The sequence below is a fragment of the Natrinema salifodinae genome, assembly GCF_900110455.1.
Classification (GTDB): domain Archaea; phylum Halobacteriota; class Halobacteria; order Halobacteriales; family Natrialbaceae; genus Natrinema; species Natrinema salifodinae.
The window spans coordinates 19,385-45,289 of the sequence record NZ_FOIS01000005.1 but is presented as its reverse complement, the minus strand read 5'-3'; the positions used below and the strand labels follow the sequence as shown (position 1 = coordinate 45,289).

The 25,905-nt window shown below is 63.9% G+C and carries 21 protein-coding genes; 8 read left to right on the top strand and 13 right to left on the bottom strand.

Translation table 11 applies throughout. The features are described 5' to 3' along the window. The first annotated feature begins 116 nt into the window (after positions 1 to 116). On the top strand, positions 117 to 1,274 hold the full coding sequence (locus tag BMY29_RS18435) for an MFS transporter (protein ID WP_049989120.1): 1,158 nt from the start codon (positions 117 to 119) through the stop codon (positions 1,272 to 1,274). 692 nt (positions 1,275 to 1,966) lie between these two features. Here the strand turns inward: BMY29_RS18435 and BMY29_RS18430 are convergent. Further along, positions 1,967 to 2,320, bottom strand: a complete 354-nt coding sequence (locus tag BMY29_RS18430; protein WP_049989119.1) for a DUF7344 domain-containing protein — start codon at positions 2,318 to 2,320, stop codon at positions 1,967 to 1,969. 151 nt (positions 2,321 to 2,471) lie between these two features. Continuing rightward, positions 2,472 to 2,681 carry a hypothetical protein gene (locus tag BMY29_RS18425; RefSeq protein WP_049989118.1) on the bottom strand — a complete coding sequence of 70 codons (210 nt, stop codon included), beginning with the start codon at positions 2,679 to 2,681 and terminating at the stop codon, positions 2,472 to 2,474. A gap of 165 nt (positions 2,682 to 2,846) precedes the next feature. On the opposite strand from BMY29_RS18425, the gene BMY29_RS18420 reads away from it, so the two are divergent. Continuing rightward, positions 2,847 to 4,871 (top strand): ATP-binding protein, encoded by a 2,025-nt coding sequence (locus BMY29_RS18420; RefSeq protein WP_049989117.1) that lies wholly within the window; start codon positions 2,847 to 2,849, stop codon positions 4,869 to 4,871. A 114-nt stretch (positions 4,872 to 4,985) separates the two neighbouring features. Here BMY29_RS18420 and BMY29_RS18415 read toward each other — a convergent pair whose 3' ends face one another. Next, positions 4,986 to 6,647: an MBL fold metallo-hydrolase gene (locus tag BMY29_RS18415; protein WP_049989207.1), complete on the bottom strand. Its 1,662-nt coding sequence runs from the start codon at positions 6,645 to 6,647 to the stop codon at positions 4,986 to 4,988. A gap of 1,267 nt (positions 6,648 to 7,914) precedes the next feature. Next, positions 7,915 to 8,673, bottom strand: coding sequence for a selenium cofactor biosynthesis protein YqeC (gene yqeC, locus BMY29_RS18410; protein WP_049989116.1), 759 nt, complete (start codon positions 8,671 to 8,673; stop codon positions 7,915 to 7,917). Positions 8,674 to 8,837: 164 nt separating this feature from the next. Between yqeC and BMY29_RS18405 the strand changes: the two genes are divergently transcribed. Continuing rightward, on the top strand, positions 8,838 to 9,110 hold the full coding sequence (locus BMY29_RS18405) for a sulfurtransferase TusA family protein (RefSeq protein WP_049989115.1): 273 nt from the start codon (positions 8,838 to 8,840) through the stop codon (positions 9,108 to 9,110). Next, a complete protein-coding gene (gene selD, locus BMY29_RS18400; protein ID WP_049989114.1) occupies positions 9,097 to 10,131 on the top strand; it encodes a selenide, water dikinase SelD in 1,035 nt (344 codons plus the stop codon). Before BMY29_RS18405 ends, selD begins: the two co-directional genes overlap by 14 nt. Positions 10,132 to 10,182: 51 nt before the next feature. Here selD and yqeB read toward each other — a convergent pair whose 3' ends face one another. From yqeB to BMY29_RS18365, 7 genes are all read right to left on the bottom strand, one after another. Then, a complete protein-coding gene (gene yqeB, locus BMY29_RS18395; RefSeq protein ID WP_049989113.1) occupies positions 10,183 to 11,760 on the bottom strand; it encodes a selenium-dependent molybdenum cofactor biosynthesis protein YqeB in 1,578 nt (525 codons plus the stop codon). Next, positions 11,757 to 12,002, bottom strand: a complete 246-nt coding sequence (locus BMY29_RS18390) for a hypothetical protein (RefSeq protein ID WP_049989112.1) — start codon at positions 12,000 to 12,002, stop codon at positions 11,757 to 11,759. Before BMY29_RS18390 ends, yqeB begins: the two co-directional genes overlap by 4 nt. Positions 12,003 to 12,004: 2 nt before the next feature. Continuing rightward, on the bottom strand, positions 12,005 to 12,358 hold the full coding sequence (locus tag BMY29_RS18385; protein ID WP_049989111.1) for a DsrE family protein: 354 nt from the start codon (positions 12,356 to 12,358) through the stop codon (positions 12,005 to 12,007). Next, complete coding sequence (locus tag BMY29_RS18380) at positions 12,355 to 12,726, bottom strand: DsrE/DsrF/TusD sulfur relay family protein (protein ID WP_049989110.1); 372 nt, start codon at positions 12,724 to 12,726, stop codon at positions 12,355 to 12,357. The genes BMY29_RS18385 and BMY29_RS18380 overlap by 4 nt, the downstream gene beginning before the upstream one ends. An 88-nt stretch (positions 12,727 to 12,814) precedes the next feature. Continuing rightward, on the bottom strand, positions 12,815 to 14,485 hold the full coding sequence (gene ade / locus BMY29_RS18375) for an adenine deaminase (protein ID WP_049989109.1): 1,671 nt from the start codon (positions 14,483 to 14,485) through the stop codon (positions 12,815 to 12,817). A gap of 127 nt (positions 14,486 to 14,612) precedes the next feature. Beyond that, on the bottom strand, positions 14,613 to 15,998 hold the full coding sequence (locus BMY29_RS18370) for a uracil-xanthine permease family protein (RefSeq protein WP_049989108.1): 1,386 nt from the start codon (positions 15,996 to 15,998) through the stop codon (positions 14,613 to 14,615). Between the two features lie 172 nt (positions 15,999 to 16,170). Beyond that, positions 16,171 to 17,607, bottom strand: coding sequence for an NCS2 family permease (locus BMY29_RS18365; RefSeq protein WP_081985418.1), 1,437 nt, complete (start codon positions 17,605 to 17,607; stop codon positions 16,171 to 16,173). A gap of 409 nt (positions 17,608 to 18,016) precedes the next feature. Between BMY29_RS18365 and BMY29_RS18360 the strand changes: the two genes are divergently transcribed. The 4 genes from BMY29_RS18360 (at position 18,017) to BMY29_RS18345 (ending at position 24,152) form a co-directional block, all read left to right on the top strand. After that, positions 18,017 to 18,520: a (2Fe-2S)-binding protein gene (locus tag BMY29_RS18360; RefSeq protein WP_049989107.1), complete on the top strand. Its 504-nt coding sequence runs from the start codon at positions 18,017 to 18,019 to the stop codon at positions 18,518 to 18,520. 4 nt (positions 18,521 to 18,524) lie between these two features. Then, positions 18,525 to 20,969, top strand: coding sequence for a xanthine dehydrogenase family protein molybdopterin-binding subunit (locus BMY29_RS18355; protein WP_049989205.1), 2,445 nt, complete (start codon positions 18,525 to 18,527; stop codon positions 20,967 to 20,969). A 178-nt stretch (positions 20,970 to 21,147) separates the two neighbouring features. Next, a complete protein-coding gene (locus BMY29_RS18350; protein WP_049989106.1) occupies positions 21,148 to 21,693 on the top strand; it encodes a (2Fe-2S)-binding protein in 546 nt (181 codons plus the stop codon). After that, positions 21,690 to 24,152: a xanthine dehydrogenase family protein molybdopterin-binding subunit gene (locus tag BMY29_RS18345; protein WP_049989105.1), complete on the top strand. Its 2,463-nt coding sequence runs from the start codon at positions 21,690 to 21,692 to the stop codon at positions 24,150 to 24,152. Before BMY29_RS18350 ends, BMY29_RS18345 begins: the two co-directional genes overlap by 4 nt. Before the next feature lie 73 nt (positions 24,153 to 24,225). Here the strand turns inward: BMY29_RS18345 and BMY29_RS18340 are convergent, their stop codons facing one another. Continuing rightward, on the bottom strand, positions 24,226 to 24,495 hold the full coding sequence (locus BMY29_RS18340; RefSeq protein ID WP_049989104.1) for a sulfurtransferase TusA family protein: 270 nt from the start codon (positions 24,493 to 24,495) through the stop codon (positions 24,226 to 24,228). Between the two features lie 53 nt (positions 24,496 to 24,548). Next, on the bottom strand, positions 24,549 to 25,883 hold the full coding sequence (locus BMY29_RS18335; protein WP_049989103.1) for a 5'-deoxyadenosine deaminase: 1,335 nt from the start codon (positions 25,881 to 25,883) through the stop codon (positions 24,549 to 24,551). Positions 25,884 to 25,905: the final 22 nt, after the last annotated feature.

Below are 25,905 nucleotides of genomic sequence, written 5' to 3'. Positions count from 1 at the left end.
CGCCAGGCGCTCGTTGAATCCTGTATGGAGTTCACTACCCTCATGGAGGAGAGCTGTGAGACGAAGCCGTCGCTCCGATTCGGAACGCTTGAGACCGCTTGTCGGAAATAGCGACCGTGGCACGCGCACGACTATTCGTTTCCCTCTGTGGACTCGTCTTTCTCGTTAACCTGGCGAGAATTATCTTCGCACCGCTTTTGGACGTGTTTATCGCCGAGTTCGCGATCGGCGAGGCGACTGCCGGACTTATCGTAACGCTCGCGTGGATCGGAAGCGCATCCCCTCGGCTGCCGACCGGCTGGCTGCTCACGAAAGTCCCGAGACACCGCGTCGTGATCGGATCCGGACTGATTCTCACCGCCTCATCCGGAATCGCCGCGACGGCGACGACGGTCCGACACCTCATGGGCGGCGCCTTCCTCATGGGTATCGCCTCCGGCGTGTACTTCGTCTCGGCGAACCCCCTGTTGAGCGAACTGTATCCGATGCGCGTCGGACGCGTCATGGGTATCCACGGGGCTTCAAACCAGATCGCCGCGGTGATTGCAGCACCCTTCGTCGTCCTCGCACTCTTCGTCGACTGGCGACTCTCACTGTGGGCGATCGCCGCCGGTGCGGCACTGGTAACGGCCTACACGTGGCTCACGGCCCGGAAGACGAGTATGCCGCAGGCGGGGCTGGGCGATCGCGACTTCATCGCCGGTGCGCTTTCGGAGTGGCGGCTCATCGTAACGGCGCTTCTGATCGTCGGCGCGGCATCGTTCGTCTGGCAGGGCGTCTTCAACTTCTACGAACTGTACATGCAGTCGAAAGGACTCTCCGATCGAGCGGCGGGCATGATGCTCACGATCGTCTTCGCCGCCGGCATTCCCGCGTTTTACTTCGGTGGCGATCTCGCCGACAGACTCCCGTACGTTCCGTATCTGCTCGGCATCGTCGGGACATTCTCCGCGACCCTCCTCGCCTTGACGCTGGTCGATGGCCTGGTCGCACTGACGCTGCTCTCCGGGATCGTCGGCTTCGTCATCCACGCGCTGTTTCCGGCCACGGACACGTACCTCCTCGATACGCTTCCGGATTCGACACGCGGCAGCGCCTACGCCGTGTTCAGTTCCGTTTGGATGCTCACGCAAGCACTCGGTTCGTTCGCCATCGGCCTGGTCCTCGAACGCGGACACGCCTACGACGGGGTGTTCGGCAGCGCCGCTCTCCTCCTCGGAGGGACGATCGCCGTCCTCGTCCTCCTCGAGCGGAGCGGACGGCTTCCGAGTTGAGTCGCTCCGCGTTCGGCGGTCTCGCTCAGGGACGACGAGGCCAGTCCAATAACGACGCGGAGTACCGGTACCGTTCTCGCAGGAGACCCCCGATTGACCGATCGCTGCCGCTAAGCGAAGTGAGCCGTCAAAAACGCCGTCGAAAGGCCGACATCGGAGCCCATCTGCCGAATGGTGTGTCACTGCGGATGGGCGAACCCGTGATCGCGACGGTGGACCGAGCCGGTCGTGGCATCGAGCGAGGTGATATTTCGAGTCGGTCAGCGACGATCGACGCACCTCCTCGCCGGCCCCATCTACTCCCGTCGCCTATTACGTTATTTCCCACATAGAATCGATTGCAGCGTCCGGAAATTTCTAGCACCGTTTCCTCCGGACGGGCTGTTTCAGTACTATCGTAACCACCACCCGCAGATTTTTACTATTGGAAATAGATATTGCCAGTGGCATCGGCGGCTGACCGACACGGTTCACTCTCGTTTACCCGATTTCAGGCAGCCACAATGTCTGCGGTGACGAATCACCTGGGAATAGTGCCACCCTCGTCACCGTGTTTCGCCCCTCCCCTTCCTTCGCGACGGACACCGAGCGACTGCTCGAGAATATCGAATCGAGAAGGAATCGAACTTCGTGTTACCGCTCGAGCTGCCGCCCGAATACTGCTGTGCGGGGCGTACACGCCCCGAGACCGATCACTCCTCGCGTTCGGCGAGTCGCAGGTACGGTGCGACCACGTCCCGATCGACCGCCAATTCCAGCAACTCGGTCTCTACATCGTAGGAAACTAGTCTTGCATCGCGGAGGTGTGGCAGGTGGTTGTGGTGCAGATCGACGAGGATACGCTGATACCGGTCGTACGACGGATCGTCCTCTTTGAGCGCGATATACTCGGCGAGATCGCCGAGTTGGATCGCCGCCGGTTTCTGAGCGAGGTAGGCGAGCGCGTGCTGCCGTCGCTTTGCTGCAAAGGCCGTAAACAGCTGCGTCGGGGAGATGTCCGTGGTATCGGTCTCTGCTTTCCGGGAGTTGCGTGTTTGCGGCTTCATGATATCGACGTACTTTACCTACGCGCTGCCGACCGACCTTGTCTCACGTCGCGACTTCAGCAGAGTACGTCCTGGTATCTGGTGGACACACACATAACCTTTGTTGTATGCAAACGTAGCTAGAAAGCAAATGCTCAAGTTCCGCTACCGGTCACTCCTCGAGGAGCTCTGGCGTATAGGGAGATTCGTCATCGGTCTCGTGTCTCTCGATCGTAACCGACCAGTGAGGGGCGTCGGCGATCGGGAACCTGACGTCCCAGACGCCTTCGACGTCGGTCCCGTGACCGAATGCGGTTGCGATGAGATCCGCGAGTTCGCACTCGAACGTGTTCGCCGCGTCGGTGGAGGTCTCTTGTTTCATGATACGGAGCGGCAATGGTTGCCAAGCCCGCAGTCGATTCGGGGCCGGGAGCGGAGATAACGTTGTCCCTCATCCGAGTACGTCTCCGACGAAGACCTCTGGGGATTCGACGGCCCCAACGTAATCGGGAGACTTTATGAACTGGGTCGAAACACAGGTGATAGAATGGGATCGCCCTCGGCAACGGCCCCCGAAATACAGGCCCAGATACGTCAGCAGCAGGTCATTTTGGAGCTTGGTCAGCAGGCGTTAGAGACGGATGATCTCGATCAATTGATGCACGATGTAACGGTGGCTGTCGCCGATACGCTCGACAACGAGTACTGCAAGGTACTCGAACTGCTGCCGGACGGCGACGAGGTCTTTCTGCGACAGGGTGTCGGGTGGCGCGAGGGCCTGGTCGGAAGTGCGACCGTACCGACCGATCGCGACTCCCAGGCCGGCTATACGCTCATCTCCGAAGAGCCGGTCATCGTCGACGATCTGAGCGATGAGGAGCGATTCTCCGGTCCCGAACTGCTCACGAGCCACGACGTGGTCAGCGGCATCAGCGTCATCATCGGGTCCGTCGAGGATCCGTGGGGCGTTCTCGGAACGCACACGTCCGACCGACGCGAGTTCACGACGCACGAGGCCAACTTCGTTCAAAGCGCCGCGAATATCCTCGCAGCGGCGATCGAGCGCGCGAAAAAGGAACAGCAGCTTCGCGAGCGCGAGGCGCAACTGAACGTTGCGACGAACGCCGCATCGATCGGGCTTTGGATATGGGACGTTCAAGAGAACGTCTTCACTGCGGACGAATTTCTCGCGGAATCGTACGGGATGGATCCGGAGGTTGTGACGACGGGCGCACCGATAGAGGCGTTCTTCGAACCGGTTCCCGGCGAGGATAGAGACGAAATTTGGGATCAACTCGAACGGGCGTTAGAGACCGGCGTGTTCAGCGCCGAATACCGCGTTCGAAACGCGGACGGAGACCTCATGTGGATGGTCTCCCGCGGAGAGGTCGAATACGACGGAAACGGCCAGCCGGTCCGGATGCACGGTGCGGTCACCGATATCACCGAGCGCAAGCAACGCGAGCAGGAGATCAGAGAACGGGAAGAGCGCTATCGGGATTTGTTCACGTCGATGTCGGAAGGGTACTGCGTCATCGAAAAAGTCGATACGCCCCCAGAAAAACCGACGGACTTCCGCTATATCGAGGCGAACCCGGCCTTCGAAGAACACACCGGCATCGGAGACGTCACCGGCCGGACGCTCAGAGAGGTCGTGTCGGAAGAGTTCCAAGAGTGGTCCGAGATCTACGAACGTGTCGTCCGGACCGACGAACCGGTCAAGTTCGAGCGCGAACTCGTGACGCAGGAACGAGTGCTGGAGTGTTACGCGTTTCCGGTCGGTGACGAGACGGACGAGCAGGTCGGGGTACTGTTCGCGGATGTCACCGAGCGGGTGAAACGCGAACGGCGGTTAGAGAACCTGATCGAACGGTTAGAGGCCTCCAACGAGCGCTTAGAGGAGTTCGCCTACGCCGCCTCTCACGACCTTCAAGAGCCCCTCAGAATGGTATCGAGTTATCTACAACTCATCGAGCGTCGGTACGACGGCGACCTCGACGAGGAGGGGAAAGAATTCCTCCAATTCGCCGTCGACGGGGCCAATCGGATGCGGGAGATGATCGATGGCTTGCTTGCCTACTCTCGTATCGAGACGGACGGGGATCCCTTCGAACCGGTCGATCTGAACGCCGTCCTCGAGGACGTTCTGGACGATCTCCAGCTTCGATTCGAAGAAAGCGGCGGTGAGGTGACTTCCGACACCTTGCCCACCGTAGCGGGAGATCGCGGGCAGTTACGCCAGGTATTCCAGAACTTGTTGGACAACGCCATCGAATACAGCGGGGACGAGCCGCCTCGCATTCACGTCTCGGCCGAGCGGCATTCTAAAGACCGCGCCAAGTGGGTACTCTCGGTCAGCGACAACGGCATCGGAATCGATCCCGAATACAGCGACCAGATCTTCGAGGTATTCCAGAGCCTCCACGGCCAAGACGAACACAACGGGACGGGCATCGGGCTCGCGCTCTGCGAGCGGATCGTCGAACGACACGGCGGTGAGATCTGGGTTACCGCCGAACCAGGCGACGGTTCGACGTTTGCGTTTACACTGTCAGCGGCGAGTGACACGTAGCGAGCGGACGCCCACTCCTTCGGACAGGTAACATCGACGAACGTATTTCTCGCGGGGTCGCGACCCGACCGTGCTTGCGGTTCTCGTCTCCGCTGTACGGTCGCGACGGCGGTGTCACTGGCGGGAGTCGGAAGCGGAGATCGTGATCTCGACGACCGCTCCGGCGTCGAGGTCGGCCTGGTCTACGAGTCGCAGGAATTGCTCTCCGTCGCCGGCGGTGAGGACGCGAGCCCGGACGGTCTCCCCCTCCTCGTTCGCGGCTCGATCGAGTTTCGACTCGATCGTCTCGAGACGGTCGAGGAGTTCCGCCTCGATCGACTCGTCCGCGTCGTTCGAGGTGTCCGTCTCCGGCGCAGGCTGCGTCGGAGACGCCGCCTCGGTCGCCGACGCCGCATAGGGATCCGCCGATCCGCGAGCGAACGCGCTTTCGAGCGGCTCGAGATCGACGCCTTCCGCTCCGAGGTCGACGGAACGCCGCTGTACGGCGGGCACGGCGACGTCGGCGTCGATCGATCGCGTTTGAACTGCCTCCCACTGACGCGTTCGAATCCGGGTGGCGGTCGACTCTGCGATCCAGCCCGGGGCCAGCCACTCCCCCGCCTCGTAGAGCCGGTGGATGTCCTCGTCGTTCGTTCCCCACGTGAAACAGTGATCGAAACGGCGCTGGAACCGATTGAGAGTGTCCCCACGCGCGTGTTTAACGACGACTTGCTTCGGTACGAGGTCGCGAACAAGATCGTCGATCGTCTCCAGAGACGGGTGATTACGGAGTTCGACGGCCGCCGTCGTACATCGCACGTCCGAGACCGCCTCAGTATCGCCCGTCGCGAGTTGGACGAAGACGGCGGCGGGGTCGTCTTCGATCGCATTCAGGAGGTGCGACGCGCTCCCCCGCGTCGGCGTCTCCGGACCGGCGATCGTGACACCCCCCTGCTCGAGTACCGCCGTCGGTCGCTCGAACACCCGCTCCGTCTCGACGCCGGGAACGTCCAGACCGAGCGCCTCGTACAATTTCGCAGCCTGGCCGACGAGCGTGAGCGGCAGGTCGCGATCGAGGGCCGCCGTAACGCGTCCGACGAGCGTCGCGTAGTGAACGCCGGTCAGCGAACTCGTCGCGACGACGACCCGCGAGCCGGCGTACGCGTGCTCGAGCACCGTCCGCAACGAATCGTTGAGAGCGGTCGCATAGGAGTCGTCGGTCGAAACGTTCAGGAGCACGGCATCGATCTCGAACGGATAGGCCGTCGCCAGGCCCGGGAAGCCCGCACAGGGGCGGGTCGTGAAGTCGCCGGTCGCGAGTAAATGCTGCTCGCCGTTCACGAGTCCGTCAGCCGCGTTCGCGTCGCGAAAGCGGAGTACGAAGCCCGCGGCGCCGGGTGTATGGCCCGCGGAGACGGGACGGACTTCGAGGGATGCGAGAATCGACGTCCAGTCGTCGATCGGTTCGAGCGCGTCGAGGGCGTCCGAGACGGTCCCCACGTCGTTATCCTTCCGTGCCTCCGGGAGTGCCTGTTCGAGGACGGTCGCCGTCGCCGGCGACGCGTAAATCGGCGCGTTGTGTCGAACGTTTTTCGCGAGCATCCGGTAGTGATCGATATGAGCGTGCGTGAGGAGGATCGCGTTCAGATACTCGTCGTCCGCGAGCAGTGAATCGACGTCGACGCCGGTGCCCGCATCGACGAGAACGCACGCGCGTGTCCCCTCGGCAGTCGTAAATCGAAGGAGTGTGGACTCGTTGCCGCTGTGAACGTTTGCATGTTGATAGGAGACACGCATGGTCTCGTATTCACTTCCGCTCGCTCCCACTTGAATTTCGACGTATCGATCGCGCGAAAAGTACCATAGGAACAACAGCTGTGGGCGATTACAGGCGAACCGATCGAGGTCGAAGCGGCGGCAGTCGACGGCATCGGCAATCGACACGTCGGGCCGGATACGAGCGACGCTGCGTGCTACCGGGACCGATGCGACGCCGACGAGCGCGAGCGCGATGCTATCGCGGCGTCCCTTCCCGCGAGCGAGCCATCACCGGTCGGCGACGAATTCACTGACGAGAGCGAGTACCAGGCGCGTTACTGAATCGACACCGGCAGCCGGACACGGTTGGAAGCACCTTCGGCGGCTCGATTTCGAGACGAACCAGAGTACCCCCGTTCCAGCGGACCCGCCATTCGATAGCAGTGTCGTTCTGGGGCGGCTGAAGGGCTCTCGATCACGTATTCGATTCCCCCACCGGTTATACTAATCAGATAGGCTAACTGGATAGCTACTATCGACTATCGGTGAAATAACTGCGCGTGAGATGGGAGTTCTCCATCTAACGGCACCTACTAGTCACCTCGATCTAGGTAACCGGAGCGACCGGATTAGTCACCGACCAGAAAGCAGTAATGAACGTCCTGTAACTAGTTCCAGGCTAATATCAGTAGGGAAACCAGTACGCTTCTAGAGGAAGTATTATCGTTACCTATATTGTATGAATGTCACAATTCTCTGGTGCTCGATCGACTCCTCGATCTGCGAAGTAGAGTGTTAGACGACACGCATCGTGAAGCTGTGAAACGACTTTTCGGTCGGGTTCACTCGAGTAGACGAGCCGACTCTCGACGGCCAAGCGGGAATATCGAACGCACGCGATCACCGACGGAAGCGCGATTCCGAGGAGAATTCGATGATCGGTGATATGAAGCGGGAAATACGACGATTGAAGCGGTGTTCCGCCGCTAAGGATCCGCGACATTACGCAGGGACGTTGGACCTTTGGATTTGCTCTATACTTGCAATTCTATATCCCGGCAATCCCAGTATATATGATGACAGAGTTATTTTACTTTGGGGTTCCGACCTCGGAATAACCATTTTCTGGCAGTATTCAGGAAAGCACCACTCCCGTACTCGGCGGCGGGTCGAGAGCGCCAGCAGTCGGTCGACGCGCCTCGCTCTGGACCGCGTGGCGAGATACCGTGGCGAAAGCGTTCGATACCGGCCAGACGGATTAAGGCGTATTTCACGGTGCGGACGGTGTGACGAAGTGGCATCTCTTTCACCGTTCCCGTATGATTTTCAACGTGTTTTCCTGAAACGAACAGAGGAGACCGCGATCGAATCGCGAAGTGTGCTCGAGCGCCGTCGAGATGATTCGGTTTGCACGGTTCTCGAGGGTCGCGTCGTCCGCTTTGTTCACGAGCGGCACGACCGTCGCACCGTCGGGGACGTGTTTCAGCCCTCCATCGGGATGCGCGAGAACCGTCCCGATGTGCTCCGGGGTGAGGACGTCGCCCGCCGAGATATCGACGCACCGCTTGACTCGGTCGACGCGGTGAACGACGTCGTCCGTAAGCGGTCGGCCGGCCGCTCGAACGGACGCTACCGGAACGACGCAGGTGCTCGCCCGCGGAATCGGCGGCTCGTCCGGGCCCGGAGCTTTGAATTCACGCATCCGGGCGCCGTCGGCCTTGACGAGCAGCCAGTCGAAGCAGCGCTCCTCGAATAACGAGTCCACTACCGGAGGGGAGTACCCTCGTACTTTTTCGTCGACGCGCTTCGGATCCGTTACGCGGTCGCGCGCGAACGCGACCGGGGATTCCGCCTCGTCGAGTCGGTCCCGAACGTGATCCGGCGGAGCGAGGACGAGCGGGAGGTCTGGCGGCGGGGGCATGTGGGTCGAAGTGGTGTATCCCGCGTCCAGCCCGCGGTCGCTCGCCTCGGCGATCAGTTGGCCCATGGCGGTTTTTTTGCCGCCGGCGCCGACAAACGAGACCAGTTCATCGTCGCCGAGACCGAGCGCAGCGGCGAGCTTCATACCCGTTCTTCGCGAGCGACCGGAATGAGCGTTTCGACGAACTGACGCGTCCGTTCGGCGGCGGGCAGTGCTCGAAGCGCCGACGACGGCGGTTCCCGTACCAGCGACTGAAGGATAACGGATGCAGCGACACAATTATTCGCGGAGACGGAGTACGAGGAGGTATGGAGTGTGTTGACGTCACAGGGGAGGTCTGCCCGCGTCCCGCTCTCATCGTCCGTCGACGGCTGTCCGACCTCGAACCGGACGACGAATTGCTCGTCCGCGGCGATTACCCGCCGGCGAAGCGCAATCTCCGTCGAACGTGTACGAAACACGGATACGATGTCGAGGACCGGCCGCCGTCCGAGGACCGCGACGGCGGCTTCGAGTTGCTCATTCGGCCGACGGAAGCCGCCGGAAGCCGTCGACGAGCGGAGGACGATGACCGACGATAGCAGCGATCCCTCGCCGGCCCTGACCGAGTACGCCGAACTCCACGGCTGTTCCTGTAAGGTCGGACAGGGCGACCTCGAATCGCTGCTCGCGGACGTCGGGCTGACGGAGACACAAGAGGAACTCCGCTTCGGCGTCGGCGAAGACGCGGCCGCCCGGGCAATCGCCGACGATCGCTGTCTCGTGACGACGACCGACTTCTTTACGCCCATCGTCGACGATCCGTACGAGTTCGGCCGCGTCGCGGCGTGTAACACCGCAAGCGACGCGTTCGCGACGGGCGCCGGTGACGATCTCACGTTCCTGGTCGTTCTGGGACTTCCGCGGAAGGTAGCGGACGCCGGGACGGAAATTCTGCGCGGCATCGTCGACGCAGTGGACGAGATGGATGGGGTCGTTGCGGGAGGCCACACGATCACGAATCCGTGGCCGATCGCCGGCGGAACCGTCGTCGCGACCGCGCCGCCGGAGGACCTCCTGCGGACGGGCGGGGCCGCACCGTCCGATCGCCTCTACCTGACGAAACCACTCGGAACGCAGGCGGCGATGGGCGCGTATCGAGTGCGGGACGGCGAGTTCGCCGAGACGATCACCGAAACGGCGACCCGTCCCGTTCGGGCCATCGCCGACGAGGCGCTCGCGTGGATGACGACGCCGAACAGAGCGGCGATGACGGCCTCTCGCGAGTTCGCGACGGCCGCGACCGATATCACGGGCTTTGGCCTCCTCGGACAGACGCGTCACCTCGCAGCGAACGCCGGCGTCGGCGTCGAACTCACGCGTCTCCCGCTCATCGACGGGACGCTCGAACTCTCGCGGCTCTTCGGCTACGGGCTCGAGGACGGCGAGAGCGCGGAGACGAGCGGCGGACTGCTGCTGTCGGTCCCCGAACGGCGCACCGACGAGTTCGAGGCGTCGCTGACCACTGCCGGCGTTTTCCACCGTGAAGTCGGCCGCGTAACGGCCGGCGACGGCGTGACGTTCGTCGACCCGACGATAGAGCGGATCTCCCGAGGAAGGTAACGAACCCTCGTCCTCGAACGCGAATTACGGTCGGCGGCGGCTCGAGCTCGGCTACGAGAGCTTGAGCACCGCTTCGAGGACACCGCCGCCGAGACAGAGGGCTTTATCCGAAATCTTCGCGTAGTCGACGTCCTCTCGCGGATCGACGTCGCCGAGCTTCGCCCCGTCTGAAACGGAGACGCCGTCGTGAACGAGCCCGCGAACGAGTCCGTCGATCTCGGTGGTGACCGGATCGTCGTCGACGCGACCGACGACGGAACCGGCCTCGACGATTTCGCCGATTTCGACCGACGGCGACCAGCGTCCGTCGCTCGGCGCCCGAAGGACGCGTTCGTGGGTATACCCCCGTCGCTCGCCCGGTTCGCCGTCGTACGGAGTGGGCGTTCCGTCGTAGATGACGCGTCCAAGCTCGTGGCCGCGATCCGTTTCGACGACCGCGTCCACGTTCTCGCCGGCCTCGAAGCCGGGTCCGAGACCGACGACGACGTCCGCGAGGTCTCGCCTGGTACCGGTGTCCGTCTTCCCTTTGGCCATGATCGCGTCGACGACGACCGCGGGATCGAGGACGTCGATAACGCTAGCGGTGGGATCCTCGAGCACCGGCACCGCACCGTCTTCGAGGACGGCAAGCGCGTCGTCGACGTCGTCCGCGCGACGGCCCGTCACGCCTTGAACGGCGATTTCGTCTTCGTACATCGCCGCCCCGAAGGCGACCGCCCGGCGGACGACGGTCGGCTCGGCCGTCTCGGTGACGACGACGGGAAAGCCCGCCTGGTGGAGACGGTAGACCACGCCGCTCCCGAGATCGCCGCCGCCGCGGACGACGACGAGGTCCTCGAGGTCGTGTCGAGTCGCGCGGTCGCCGCTCGCGTCGTAGCGGTCGCGGTGCAGTTCCGCGAGGATCGAGAGCGCGACGTCTTCCGGACCGCCGCCGCCGAGGTCGAGTCCGACGGGGGCCCGAACCCGGACGAGCGCTCGGCGCGAGTAGCCGTTCTCGAGCAGCGAGTCGAAGATGTGTTCCGCCTTCGTTTCGCTCGCGACGACGCCGACGTACCCCGCCTCGCCGTCGAGCGCGGCGGCGACGGCCCGGCGGTCGAACGTCCCGCTCCGCGTTGCGACGGCGACTGCGGTCTCCGACGTCATCGGCAGTTCGGACAGGGTCTCGCCGTAGTCGCCGTGGACGACGTCGACCCCGTCGGGGAACCGCTCCGGCGCCGCGTACTCCTCGCGATCGTCGACGACCGTGACGTCGTACCCGAGTTGCCGCCCCATCGCCGCGAGTTCGACCGCGATATGGCCGCCGCCCGCGACGTAGAGTCTCGCACGCCCGCGGATGCGATCGACGAAGACGTCCATGGACCCGCCACAGACCATCCCGGTGTTGCCACCGGGGCGCAGTTCGTACGTCCGGACGCCGGGCTCGGCGTCGCCGCGAAGGACCTCGCGGGCTTCGTCGACGGCGAGCCCCTCGACCGTCCCGCCGCCGATCGTGCCGTGCTCGCCGTCGTCGGTGACGAGCATCTTCGCGCCCACGTCTCGCGGCGCGCTTCCGTCTTTTCCGACGATCGTTAGCATCGCGGCCGGGCGTCCCCGGGTGACGAGTTCGTCCACGCGGTCGAAGATCGTCATACGAAACTTTTCACCTCCTCCTCGGCCAGGCGGTCGACGAGTTCGGCGTACGCGATCGTGTCGATTCGATCGGGAAGGGCGACGCCGCGCTTCTCGACGTCCTGGGCGACCGCGTAGGTCGGTCGGTCGAGATCGGGATCGAGGAGGACCCCGTCCTGTATCAGCACGATCGTCCCGTCGGCGTCGTTCGCTGCCGTTCTGAGGCCGATCTCCGCCATCGGTTTGTCGATCAGATAGAGCATCGTCAGAAGTCGAGGGTGTGATCCGCCTGGTCGATCATCGATACGATCTCTTCGCCTGGTCGAACGGCGACGTCCGGGGCGATGACCGAGGGCGCAACGTCGCGCTCGGTCATCGACGCTTCGTCGACGAACAGGTCGCCGCCTTCCTCGGCGAAGTCGTCGAGGTGGTCCGTCATGTTGAGCGCATCTCGATCGACGTCCGCTCGGGCGGCGTAGACGCCGTCCTGCGTGAAGACGACCGAGACGTCGTGGCGATCGAACCCGGCCGCGACGCCGCGCGCAGCCCGAAGCCCTTCCGGCACGTGGACCCGACCGTACGGCGCTCGCGTGAGGAGGACGACGACCTCTCGTTTCATAGCGAGATCACCCTGTCCGCGTCGCCGAGTATGTCCGCGAGGTCCGGCAGCAGACCGACCTCGACGCCGTCGGGATACTCGGCGTCGGCGTCGATCCCCCGCGCGTTCACGCAGAGTCCACAGCAGATGACCTCGGCGCCGTCGTCGATCAGTTCCTGGAACTTCTCCGTCGGCATCTCGTCGTACAGGCCCGCGTCCGAACAGTCGGGGAGGTGCTGGCCGGTCACCGGTACGTACGCGCCGTCGAGATAGTGGAAGTACGTCACCGCATGTCCGGCGTTCAGGGCGGCCCGCCCGAGTTCGTAGGCCGTCCGCCACCGTTCGCTGTCGAAGGGGCTGCCGGTGAGTAAGACCCCGAGGTGGATCATACGTACTCGATTCGGAGAGAACGATAATAAGAGTTAGCGTCCCACAAGGCCTGGCGCGGAACGAGAGCGGTCGGGAGCGGGCGTCGGCTCATTCGAGGACGACGTCGACGTGTTCCCAGCGTTCGACGTCGACGAGCCCTCGGTTCGTCAACCGATATTCGGGGATGACCTCCAGAGCGAGGAACGAGAGCGTCATCAGCCCGTGGCGTCCGAGTCCGAGGTCCGCGGCGCGGGAGACGACTGCTTCGAACCGTTCGCAGACGACCGACAGCGGATCGTCGGACATCAGCCCCGCGACCGGCAGCGGTAATGCCGTGATCCCCTCGCCGTCCCGGTCCGGATCGTACACGGCGATACCGCCGTCGATTTCTCGGAGGTGATTCGCAGTGCGTGCCATCGCGTCGTACTCGGTGCCGGCGACGAGACAGTTGTGCGCGTCGTGGGCGACCGTCGAACCGATCGCGCCGCGCTCGAGGCCGAGTCCGCGGACGAATCCGCAGCCGATACCGCCGTCGCGACCGTGTCGTTCGATGACCGCGAGCGGAAGCACGTCCTCGTCGAGCGCCGGTCGGATTACGCCGTCGACGACGGGGAGGGTCGCTTCCGCGCGTCCGGTTTGAATGCCGCCGGTGAGTTCGAGAACGCGAACCTCGGCGCGCTCGGACGCCGAGTTCGCCGCCTCGATCGCCACGTCGTTGCCCGTAACGGGGTCGAAATCGACGGTCCGGGTCGAGAGTGCGGTCGGCGACGGCTCGCGATCGGTACTCGTCGGGTCGATCCGGCCGTCGACGAGTACGTGCTTGACGGACCACGATTCGAGGTCCTCGAGTAGGACGAGATCGGCCGGCGCGCCCGGCTCGATCCGACCGAACGGCAGATCGTAGCACTCGGCCGTGTTCAGCGTCGCCATCTGGACGGCTTCGATCGGATCGACGCCCTCGTCGATCGCTTTCCGCACCGCGAAGTCGACGCCGCCGTTTTCGACCAGATCGACGACGTCACGATCGTCCGAACACAGCGAGAGCCGACGCGTCGGGACGTCGTCGACGAGCCCGACGAGATCGGCCAGGTTCTTCGACGACGACCCCTCTCGGAGGAAGACTCGGAACCCGAGCTCGACCTTCTCGCGGGCTTCGGCTTCGGTGATGCACTCGTGATCGGTATCGAGGTATCGTGCGGCCTCGTGGAGATCCGATCCGCTCACCTGCGGAAGGTGGCCGTCGACGGTCAACCCTCGCTCTCGAGCGGCGCGTATCTTCGCGTGAAGATCGGTCTCGCCCTCGACGAGCGCGGGCAGATCCATCACCTCGCCGAGCGCGACGACGTGGTCGTGGTCGAGCAGCGCCGTAACGTCCGCCGCGTCGAGCGTCGCTCCGTTATCCTGCAGCCCCGACGCCGGAACGCTCGAGGGGACGCTGAACCGTACTTTCAACGGCGTCTTCGTCGCATCTTCGAAGACGGCCCGAACGCCGTCGGCACCGAGGACGTTCGCGATCTCGTGGGGATCGTGAACGACACTCGTCACGCCGCGGGGGAGCATCGCCTCGCCGTACTGGGGCACCGTGACCATGCTCGATTCGACGTGTTTGTGTGCGTCGATCAACCCCGGAGCGACGTATTCGGCTTCGAGTTCTCGCTCCGCCGGCCGCTCCTCGAGCGCGACCACGGTACCGTCGTCGATGGCGATCGCTCGATCCTCGATCGCACCGGTATTGACGTTGACGAGCGACCCCCGAACGAGTGTGTCGACGCGGTTCATGCGTCCGTCCGACCCCCGCGTTCGTTCGCGCGGTCGTTCGTTGTGGCGGGAGCGGGCCGGATCGACGGGCGATCGATCGGATCCGTCCAGTGTGGACTCCGCCTGGTTTGGCGCGTCGCGTGCATGGTTAGTCTTCCTGAACGACGGACGGGTCGTGCGGAGACGGATCGTCACCGTCGATCGGTTCCTCGAGCCCCACGTCGTAGTCGCCGTCCGGACGCGGGACGAGCGTGTTGAGGAGGACCGCCGCGATCGCGGTCATGATAACCGCGTTACCGAAGAAGATGTCGACGCCCTGGGGCATCGACTCGAATATCTCGGGTCGCAGTTCGACGCCGAGACCGAGACCGATCGAGACGGCGATGATGACCATGTTGCGCCGGTTCATCCGTTCGTTCAGGAAGATGAGTCGAAGACCGCTCGCCATCACCATCCCGAACATGACCAGCACCGCGCCGCCGAGAACGGAGTCGGGAATCGTCGCGACGACGGCGCTGACCTTGGGAATGAATCCGAGCCCGAGCAAAACGACGCCACCGATACCCACCACGTACCGGCTCATCACGCCGGTGAAGTTGATGATCCCGACGTTTTGAGAGAACGTCGTCAGCGGGAACGCGCCGAAGACGGCGCCGAGCGAACTCCCGAGACCGTCGACGATCAGGCCGCCGCGAATCTCGCTGTCGTCCGGATTACGGCCCTCCGCCGCCGTGATGCCGGACATATCGCCGATCGATTCGATCGCCGCCGTGATGTGAATAGCGACGAACGTCAGTATCGCGATCGGCTCCAACGAGAATCCGAAGCGACCAGGCCGCGGGAGCGCGAACCAACTCGCGTTCGCCACCGCGCCGAAATCGACGATACCGATCGCGATAGCGGCGGCGTAGCCCACGACGATGCCGATGAGGATACTGAGGATGCGCCACACCCCATCCATAAAGAGGTTCATGCCGACGGTGATCCCCAAGACGAGCGCCGCGAGGGCGAGGTGATGCACCGCGCCGTAATCGGCCGCTTCGGCGCCGCCGGCCGCGTAGTCCATCCCGGTGGGGATGAGATAGAGGCCGATGATCATGACGATGAGCCCGGTGACTAACGGCGGGAACAGCTGTTTGACTCGTTTGTACTGCCAGCCGATGAGGACTTCGACCAGAGCCGCGATGACGATAGCGCCGAACACCGCGTCGAGCCCGTACTGGCCGCCGATCGATATCGCCGCACCGACGAACGCGAAACTCGACCCCATAACGATAGGAAGGCGGGCGCCGACCGGTCCGATCGGAAACACCTGCACGAGCGTCGCTAATCCGGAGAAGATAAGGACCATCTGTATGAGATACGTCGTATCGCCCGACCCGATTCCGATCGCACCTGCGACGATGATCGCCACGGCGATCGTCGGCACGAACATCGCTGCCACGTGTTGCAGTCCCAGTAAAACCGCCTTCGGCATCGGCGGCTTGTCTTCTAGTTCGTACGCCAGGTCGATGGACCCATCGTTGGGTGACATGGGATAACACATTGCAAATCCTTGCGTGTCGTCATAAAGCTTTGTGGAGAGATCGTTTAGTCAAATATCCTGAGTAATTTCCATCATTTGTCCGCATCCGGCGATAATATAAACACATATGTTCCACATTGGAGAGTGGGATGGAACCGATTACCGGCCGAAACTCGGTGACTCACGCTCCGGAGAGCACGCCGCCAGCGGAAACGTAGTAGTAAAGGACGAACGCTCCGGCCAGCACCCATTGACCGGGTCGAACGTCGCCTATTTCGCCGGCCGACGCTTTGATGATCGGATAGCTGATGATCCCCGCCGCCAGGCCGTCTGCGATAGAAGCAGTAAGCGGCATGATGGTTATCGTGAGTCCGGCCGGAATCAGCCAGGCCGGGTCGTCCCAGTCGATGTCCGTCACGCCCTCCAGCATGATGATTCCGACGACGACCAGCGCGAGATACGACGCGTACTGCGGAATCGCGGTAATCAACGGAACGGCAAGCAGCGAGAGCAGAAACAGGACGCCGACGGTGAGCGCGGTCATCCCCGTTCGGCCCCCCTCCTCGATTCCCGTCGAACTCTCGACGAAGGTCGTCACCGTCGACGTCCCGACCATCGCCCCGAACGTCGTGCCGACTGCGTCGGCCAGCAGCGGTTTGTCCATCTCGGGCAGATCGCCATCCTCGTCGAGGAAGCCGCCGAACTGCGAGACGCCGATCAGCGTGCCCGCGGTGTCGAAGAAGTCGACGAAGAAGAACGTGACCACGACCAGAACGAACGTCGCCGGTTCGATCCGGGCGAAACCCTCGATGAACGCACCGACTAGCGGCGTGATGTCGTACTGTGCCGAGGAGAGTTGCTCCGGTGCGAGTACCCCCCGTTCGACGACCCCGCCGAGCGTGAGTACCCAGCCGACGACCGACGTCGTGAGAATTCCGACGATGATCGCCCCGGTGACGTCGTACGCGTAAAGCACGAACGTAAACGCGAGCCCCGCGAGCGCGACGAGTGCGATCGGGTCGGTCGCAACGTCGTTCAACTGGACCAGCGTCGCATCGCTCGAAACGATGACGTTCATCTCGATCAGCCCAAGCAACAGGAGGAACAACCCGATACCCGCGCCCACGGCGAACTTGACCGGTTCTGGGAACAGTTCGATGATGTACCGTCTCGCGCCGACGGCCGTCATCACCACGAAAATAATTCCCTCGACGAACACTGCGGCCAGCGCCGTTTGCCAGGGGACGCCGAGAAGTATCACGACGGTAAACGCGAAGTAGGCGTTCAATCCCATCCCCGGCGCTAAGCCGAACGGCCGGTTCGCGTACAGTGCCATCACGAGAATACCGGCTACCGACGACAGGATGGTCGCGATGGCGATCATCTGGAACACCGCCTGCGTGGTGTATCCCTCTATCTGGATCGCCTGCGACAGAATCGCGGGGTTGACGACGATAATGTACGACATCGTGAGGAACGTCGTCGTCCCGGCGATCAACTCGGTTTGTAAGTCGGTTCCGTGTTCTTCGAACTCGAAGTACTCCGCCAGCCACGCTCTCGTCCCCTCGAACCCGAAGTACCCCGCCAGTCGCGATTTCGTGCCAGTCGAATCCGACATGCGAGGTGTGTTATGACATATCGTTATATAGTTTCCCAGGGTACCCGCTCGTTCCACACGGATTCGCACATTCCGCCACACCGTGGCAAACGCCGCCTGGTCGGCGACACATGTCGGTAGAGACTGTCCCCCGTCACTGTGAGGAAGATGACCGCTCGTTCGAGGCCACGGAGCGCAAGATCTTCGCCGATGTCGGGTCGCTTCCTCCGAGGAGTGCGATCTCCACACGGCCGAGGTCGAAAAGATTCGTCATAGCGCATAGCGGGACGGGCGTGTAATGTTCGAAACCACCGTCGAAACGGGTGGGTCGATCCGCACCGCGGGTGATGCGGCAAAAATATTTGTACCGCTGTCTCGCAACGTACACTACGACCAGTATGCTAGTCACACACTTACAAGAGGGAGCAGCATGCAGCTCGATCTAACCGTAAACGGCGAACCGAAAGCGATCGAAGCGGCCCCGGACGACGATCTCGCGTCGGTTCTGCGGCGCGAAGGATACACGGGCGTGAAGTGTGGCTGTGATGGGGGCGTCTGTGGCGCCTCGAAGGTGCTCCTCGACGGCGACGCCGTGATGGCCTGCGGAGAGACCGCTCGGGACGCGGACGGCGCGACGATCGAGACGGTCGAGGGCCTCGGCACGCAGGACGACCTGCATCCGATCCAGCAGGCATTCGTCGATACCTTCGCGGTCCAGTGCGGGTTCTGCATTCCGGGGATGATCATCCAGGCGAAGGAACTGCTCGATGAGACTCCGAACCCGAGCGAAGCCGAGGTTCGGGAGGCGATCGACGACAATCTGTGTCGGTGTACGGGCTATCAGAAACCGGTCGAGGCGATCCTCGACGCCGCCGATCGACTGAACGGCGATGGGGCCGTCGCGACCGACGGCGGCGACCGACCGCAACAGTGAGACCATGACCGACGCAGACGATCCACAACCAGACGGCGGTACCGCATCGCAACCGGAGCAGGAATCCCGCGAACTCGAGGACCACCCCCTCGAGTGGGACGAACCGGAGAACAACAACCTGGCGCCCGACGAGCGAGCCAGCGTCTCGCGTCCGGCCGAGAAAGACGACGATCCAAAGCTCGTCACCGGTCGAGCGAAGTACACCGCGGATTACGAGAAGCGGTTTCCCGACCTCGCACACGCTTCGGTCGTGCGGAGCGAGATCCCCCACGGCTACGTGACGGAGATCGACGCGAGCGAGGCCGAAGCGATGGACGGCGTCTACGCTGTCCTGACGCCGTGGTCCGACGACGTCCCCGACTCGAAGTACACGAGCGCGGGCCAGTCGTACCCCGAACCGAGCCCGTGGGACATGAACGTGCTCAACGAGCACGTCCGGTACGTCGGCGACCCGATCGCGGCAATCGCGGCGGAAGACGCCGACACCGCCCGCGCCGCGGCGGAGCGCGTCGACGTCGAGTACGACGAAGCGGACTACGTGCTCGATCCGGAGGAGGCCTACTCCGAGGACGCTCCACAGTTGTTCGCGGACGACGAGGTCGAGAACGAAATCGTCGGGCACGACTACGACCGCAACCGGATGTCCCACATCGAAGGCGAAATCGGCGACGTCGATGCAGCCCTCGACAGCGACGACGTTCACGTCCACGAGACCGAGTGGGAGACGATCCGGCAGTCCCACGCCCAGATCGAGAAACACACCTCGCTCGCGTACACCGACGAAGACGATCGGTACGTGCTCGTCACGAGCACCCAAGTGCCGAACCACACGCGCCGCCAGTTGGCGCACCTGTTCGACATCCCCATCCGCGACGTACGCGTTTCGAAGCCCCGCGTCGGCGGCGGCTTCGGCGGAAAACAGGCGATGGTCGTCGAGCCGATTCCGCTCGCGCTGTCGATTGCGGCCGATCGACCCGTGATCTACGAGGCGACGCGCGAGGAGGAGTTCTACGCGATGCGTTCGCGCCACCCGATGAAAGTGCGGGCTCGAACCGCGATCACCGACGACGGGTCCATCGAGGCGATCGATCTGTACGCCCTCTCGAACACGGGCGCGTACGGAAGCCACGGAATGACGGTCGCGGGAAACGTGGGGAGCAAGCCGATGCCGCTGTACTCGAAGGTGCCGAACGCGAGGTTCGAGGCCGACATCGTGCACACGAATACGCCGCAAACCGGTGCGATGCGCGGCTACGGCGCCCCCCAGGGGACGCTCGCGCTCGAGGGTCACCTCGACGAGGTCGCCCGCGACCTCGGGCTCGATCCCATCGAGTTCCGACAGCAGAACTACATGGAAGTCGGCGATCTCGACGAGATCGCCGGCATGATGGGCGGCGAAGGCGCGGAGCGTCGCATCCGTTCGTGCGGGCTCGACGAGTGCATCGAACGCGGGAAGGAAGCGATCGGCTGGGACGACCGCGAGCAGCCCGACGCGGAGCACCGCCACCGCGGAATCGGCATGGCGCTCTCGGCACAGGGAACGGGCGTCGCGGGAGACGAACTCGGCGCCGCACAGCTCATGATGAACGAGGACGGCTCGTTCCACCTTCACGTCGGCGGCGTCGACATCGGGACGGGGGCGGACACCGCGTTCGTGCAGATCGCGGCCGAGGTGCTCGGCTGCGACGAGACGGACATCGTCGTCAAATCCGCCGACACCGACATTACGCCCTTCGACTACGGGGCGTACGCCTCCTCGACGACGTACATCAGCGGCATGGCGGTCAAGAAGGCCGCCGAGGACGCCAAAGAGCGGATCCTCCACTGGGGCTCGAAGCTCCTCGAGGAGCCGGCAGCGAACCTCGAAACCGGCGACGGCGAGGTTTACAGCGAGGAGACGGATGCGAGCGTCGAACTCGAGGAAATCGGCTACGAAGCCGCCTACGGTCACGACGAGCGCGAGCACATCCTCGGCAAGGGGACCCACTGTACGGAAGAGAGCCCACCGCCGTTCGCCGCACAGTTCGCGGACGTCACCGTAAACGAGGCGACCGGCGAATTCGACGTGAACAAACTCGTCGTCGCGGTCGACTGCGGGGTCGCGATCAACCCGGGAATGGCGGAAGGCCAGGCCGAAGGGGCGAACCACATGAGCTACGAGATGGCCGTCTGCGAGGGCATCACGTTCGACGACGACGGCCAGGCGAACGTAACGAGCTTCGACGAGTACGACTGGCCGACGGCCGCGGAGACGCCGACGATCGAGTCGATCCTGGTCGAAACGCACGAGCCGACCGGTCCGTTCGGCGCGAAGTCCGTCGCAGAGGTGCCGACCAACACGGTCCCGCCGGCGCTGAGCAACGCCATCCGCCAGGCGGTCGGCGTCCGAATCACCGACATGCCGATTACCGCGGAGAAAATCAGAACCGCCCTCGAAGACGACGGCTGAACCGGCCTCGCGGATGCGGTGTGGCATCGCCGCTTCGTTTTCTCGGACCGTCCACAACCGGTTGCCAACCGTCAGCAAGCTATTTTTTACGGACCGGTGCAGAGCAAAAACCTCGACAGTTATTTAGGCGACACCATGTGATAGACTAGCGTTAGCGACCCTCTCGAGAGTGAATGCCATGCACATAGACTGTACGATCAACGGTTCCGAGCGGCGGTTCGAAGCATCGAAGTCCGACCTCCTCCTGGACGTGCTGCGTCGAAACGGGTACACCGGTGCGAAGCGAGGCTGTGACACCGGTGCGTGCGGAATGTGTACGGTTCAGGTCGACGGCGAACCGGCGATGGCGTGCGTGACGCCGGTCGCGAGGGCCGACGGAGCGGCCGTCGAGACGATCGAGGGGCTCGGCACGCAGGACGACCTGCACCCGATCCAACGGGCGTTCGTCGATAACTCGGCGCTGCAATGTGGGTTTTGCATTCCCGGAATGATCATGCGATCGAAAGCGCTCCTCGAGGAGAACCCCTCGCCGAACGAGGCCGAAGTGAGGGAGGCGCTCTCGGACAATCTCTGTCGGTGCACCGGCTACAAGAAAATCGTCGAAGCGGTGTTGGAGGCGTCGGATCGCATGCGGTCGCAAAGCGGTACCGCAGACGGCGGCTACGCAGGCGACTGCGGAGCGAACCCGACGGAAGCCGCATCGAAGGGTGATCGGCGCCGATGAGTACGCCGGACGAGCCGCGGCAGTCCGAGGAACGCGACGTCGAAGCGGCCGCCGCACGGAGCGCCGACCCCGAGCAGTACCCGGGAGACCGTGACGAACCGGAGAACGACCGGACGAGCGGAGACGAGCGGGTGAACCTCTCGAAGGACGTCGAAAAGGACGACGCTCGGAAGATCGTCACGGGAGCCGCACGATACACAGCCGATTATGCCCGCCGGTTCCCCGACCTCGCGCACGGTAAAGTCGTCCGCAGCGAGATCGCCCACGGCTATGTGACGGGGATCGATACGAGCGAGGCCGAAGCGATGGACGGCGTCTACGCGGTCGTCACGCCCTGGGACGACATCGTCCCCGACACGTTGTACTCGAGTTCCGGGCAGTCCTATCCGGAACCGAGCCCGTGGGACATGCGGGTCCTCAGACGGCACGTCCGGTTCGTCGGGGATCCGATCGCGGCCGTCGCGGCCGAGACCGGCGAACTCGCGGACCGGGCCGCTCGAGCGATCGACGTCGAGTACGACGAACGCGAGCCCGTCTTCGACGTCGAAGCGGCGACGGACCCGGACGCGCCGCGGCTCTTCGACGACGACGAAGTCGAAAACGCACAGAGCGGGGCGGAGTACGAGCGAAACGTCGAGTCACGCTTCGATGGAGAGATCGGCGACGTCGAGGCCGCGTTCGAGCGCGACGACGTCCACGTTCACGAAACCGAACTGGAGACGCCGTATCAATCGCACTGCGTCCCCGAACCGCACACGACGATCGCGTACACCGACGAGGACGGGCGCTACACGTTTATCACGGCGACGCAGGTCCCGAATCACACGCGGCGCCAGCTGTCGCACGTCTTCGACGTGCCGATCCGCGACGTTCGCGTGGAGAAGCCGCGCGTCGGCGCCGGGTTCGGGTCGAAACAGGAGATGGCGATCGAGCCGATCACGTTCGCGCTCCACCTCGAAGCCGAGCGGCCGGTCAAGCTCGAGATGACGAGGCAGGAGGAGTTCTCCGCGCTCCGGTCGCGCCATCCGATGCGAATGCGCATCAGGACGGCGGTAACCGACGAGGGCGATCTCGTCGCGATGGACCTCTACGCGCGCTCGAACTCCGGAGCCTACGGCACTCACGGGATGACCGTCGCCTCGAACGTCGGAACCAAGGCCCTCCCCCTGTACCCGCGCGTGGCGAACCTCCGGTTCGAGGGCGACGTCGTCCACACGAACCTCCCGATGGGTGCCGCGATGCGGGGGTACGGCGCCCCGCAAGGCCACTTCGCCGTCGAGGCGCACGTAGACGAGGTCGCCCGCGACCTCGGATTCGATCCCGTCGACTTCAAGCGTCGACACGCGATTCGGGAGGGCAATCTCGACACCGCGTCAGTCATTCTCAAGGACGACGACCGCTTCGCTCGACGGATTCGCTCGTGCGGCCTCGAGGAGTGCATCGAACGCGGGAAGGAGGCGATCGGCTGGGACGATCTCGAGCAACCCGACGCGGCTCACCTCTATCGCGGCGTCGGCATGGCGATGTGTGCGCAGGGCAGCGGCGTCGCCGGCAGAGAACTGGGCGCGGCTAAGCTCAAGATGAACGAGGACGGCTCGTTTCACCTCCACGTCGGCGGCGTCGACACCGGGACCGGCAACGACACCATGTTCACCCAAATCGCGGCCGAAGTACTCGGCTGTCGCCCGGACGAAATCGTCGTCACGTCGTCGGACACCGATATTACGCCGTTCGACTACGGCTCGTACGCCTCCTCGACGACGTACATCAGCGGGACGGCCGTCAAGAAGGCAGCCGAGGACGCCAAAGAGCGCATCCTCTACTGGGGCTCGAAACTCCTCGAGGAACCGGAAGCGAACCTCGAAACCGGCGACGGCGAAGTGTACAGCGAGGAGACGGGAGCGAGCGTCGGGCTCGAGGAGCTCGGGTACGAGGCGACGTACGGCCACGACGAGCGCGAACAGATCATGGGCGACGGCCACCATTCGACGGACGAGAGTCCCCCGCCGTTCGGCGCGCAGTTCGTGGACGTCACCGTGAACGGGGAAACCGGCGAGTTCGACATCAATAAGCTGGCCTACGCCGCCGATTGCGGCGTCGCGATCAATCCGGCCCTTGCGGAGGGACAGGTCGAGGGCGGGCAACACATGAGTCTCGAATACGCGACGAGCGGCGGCCTGGCGTTCGACGAGGACGGCACGCCGCAGACCAAGGGATTCCGTCAGTACGGCATGCCTCGGACGACGGATCACCCGCCGATGGAAACGATCCTGGTCGAGACCCACGAGCCGACCGGCCCGTTCGGCGCGAAGTCCATCGGCGAGTTACCGACGAACGGCGTTCCGCCGGCGCTGAGCAACGCCATCCGCGACGCGGTCGGCGTGCGGCTGACCGAGTTACCGATCACTCCGGCCGACGTCCGGGACGCGATCGAACGTCGAGAGCGCCGAGAAGAATGACGCGACGACGGATCGGACGACGGGAGGATCGGCGTCGGCTGAAACGACGTCGCGGCGGTCACCGGCCGAGCGGCTACCGGTTCGATACCGATCCGTCCGGGGACAGCGTTGCTTGCTCGGTCACTCGAATGCGGAGCGAAAACGTCTCCGCGTCGTCACTCGTTCCGTCGTCGGCAGCGGCGACCGCGTAGCCGTGTCTGTGACACGTGCGGCGGATGCTCCGCTCGGCCGGCGGATAATCGCCGGTGACGACGAGCTCCTCGCCCGTCTCGAGTTCCTCGAGACAGCGGCGAACGATGCGTACCGGGAGCGGACAGACCGTGCCGCTGACGTCGACGTGCACGAGAGAGGATAGCACGGAGAGCGTCTTAATTCTTGGTCGGCGGTCGGCGGCCGTTACGGGTTAGGCTTCACCTTGCGCGCTTCCTGCCGGTACTCCTCGAGAGAGAGGCCGACGTCGGCGGCCCGTTCGCGGACAGCATCGGCATCGACGGTCGTCACTTCGCCGTCGTCCATCAGGACGGTACCGTCGACCATCGTGAAGACGACGTCGTCGCCGTGAGCCCCGAAAACGAGGTGAGATAGCGGATCGTGAAGCGGAGTCGCGCGCGTCACCCCGGTGTCGATGCCGATGATATCCGCGCGCCACCCCTCCCGGAGGGCGCCGAGGTCGTCGAAACCGGCGGCGTTCGCGCCGTTGATCGTCGCCATATCGAACAGCACCTTCGCCGGTGCGGCGACCGGGTCGAGCCGATCGACCTTTTGGAGGAGACTCCCCTGGCGCATCTCCGTGAACGGATCGAGCGTGTTGTTACACGGCGGGCCGTCGCTCCCGAGTGCGACGTTTATCCCCCGGTCGAGGTAGTCCACGACGGGGGCGATACCGCTCGCCAGTTTCATGTTCGACGAGGGGCAGTGGGTCACGTGCGTTCCCGTCTCGGCCAGCACCTCGCGTTCGCTCTCGTCGGTCCAGACGCAGTGAGCGAGCACGACGTCGTCCCCGGTCAGTCCGACTTCGTCCAACCAGTGGATGTTCCGCATCCCGGTGTCGTCTTCGACCGTCTCGATCTCGCTGCGATTCTCGCTCGCGTGTGTGTGAATTCGAACGCCGTCGTACGCGTCCGCGAGCTCTCGGGCGCCGCGGAGACACTCCTCGGAGCACGAGACGGCAAAGCGGGGCGTCACCGCGTACCGGATGCGGTCGTCGAACGATCCGTGGTACTTCCGAATGAGCCGTTCCGTTTCGGCGAGCGCGTCGTCAGTCTCCTCGGCGAGCCCGTTCGGTGACCGCCTGTCCATCAAGACTTTCCCGAGGAGGCCGCGGATCCCGATTTCGCCGGCGGCCTCGAACGCGCGGTCCGCGTGGTTCACCGACAGGTGGTCGATACACGTCGTCGTTCCGCTCTCGATGAGTTCCAGGTATCCTAGCTTCGCCGCGACTTCCATCTCCTCGGCCGAGAGCGACGCTTCCATCGGAAGGATGTAGTCGAAGAGCCAGTCGAGCAGTTCCGAATCGTCTGCGATCCCGCGGCCGAGGCTCTGAACCGAATGGATGTGACCGCCGACGAGTCCGGGAAGGAGGATATCGTACGTCCGTTCCTCGTGATTCGGATACGCGGAGACGAGCTCGTCGCGTCGCCCGACCGCTTCGATTCGGGACCCCTCGACGACGACGCTTCCGTCGTCGATGACGTTGTCGGAGTCCGCGATTACCGTTCCGGATAGTATCATACGTCCTCTAATCACGGTCGGA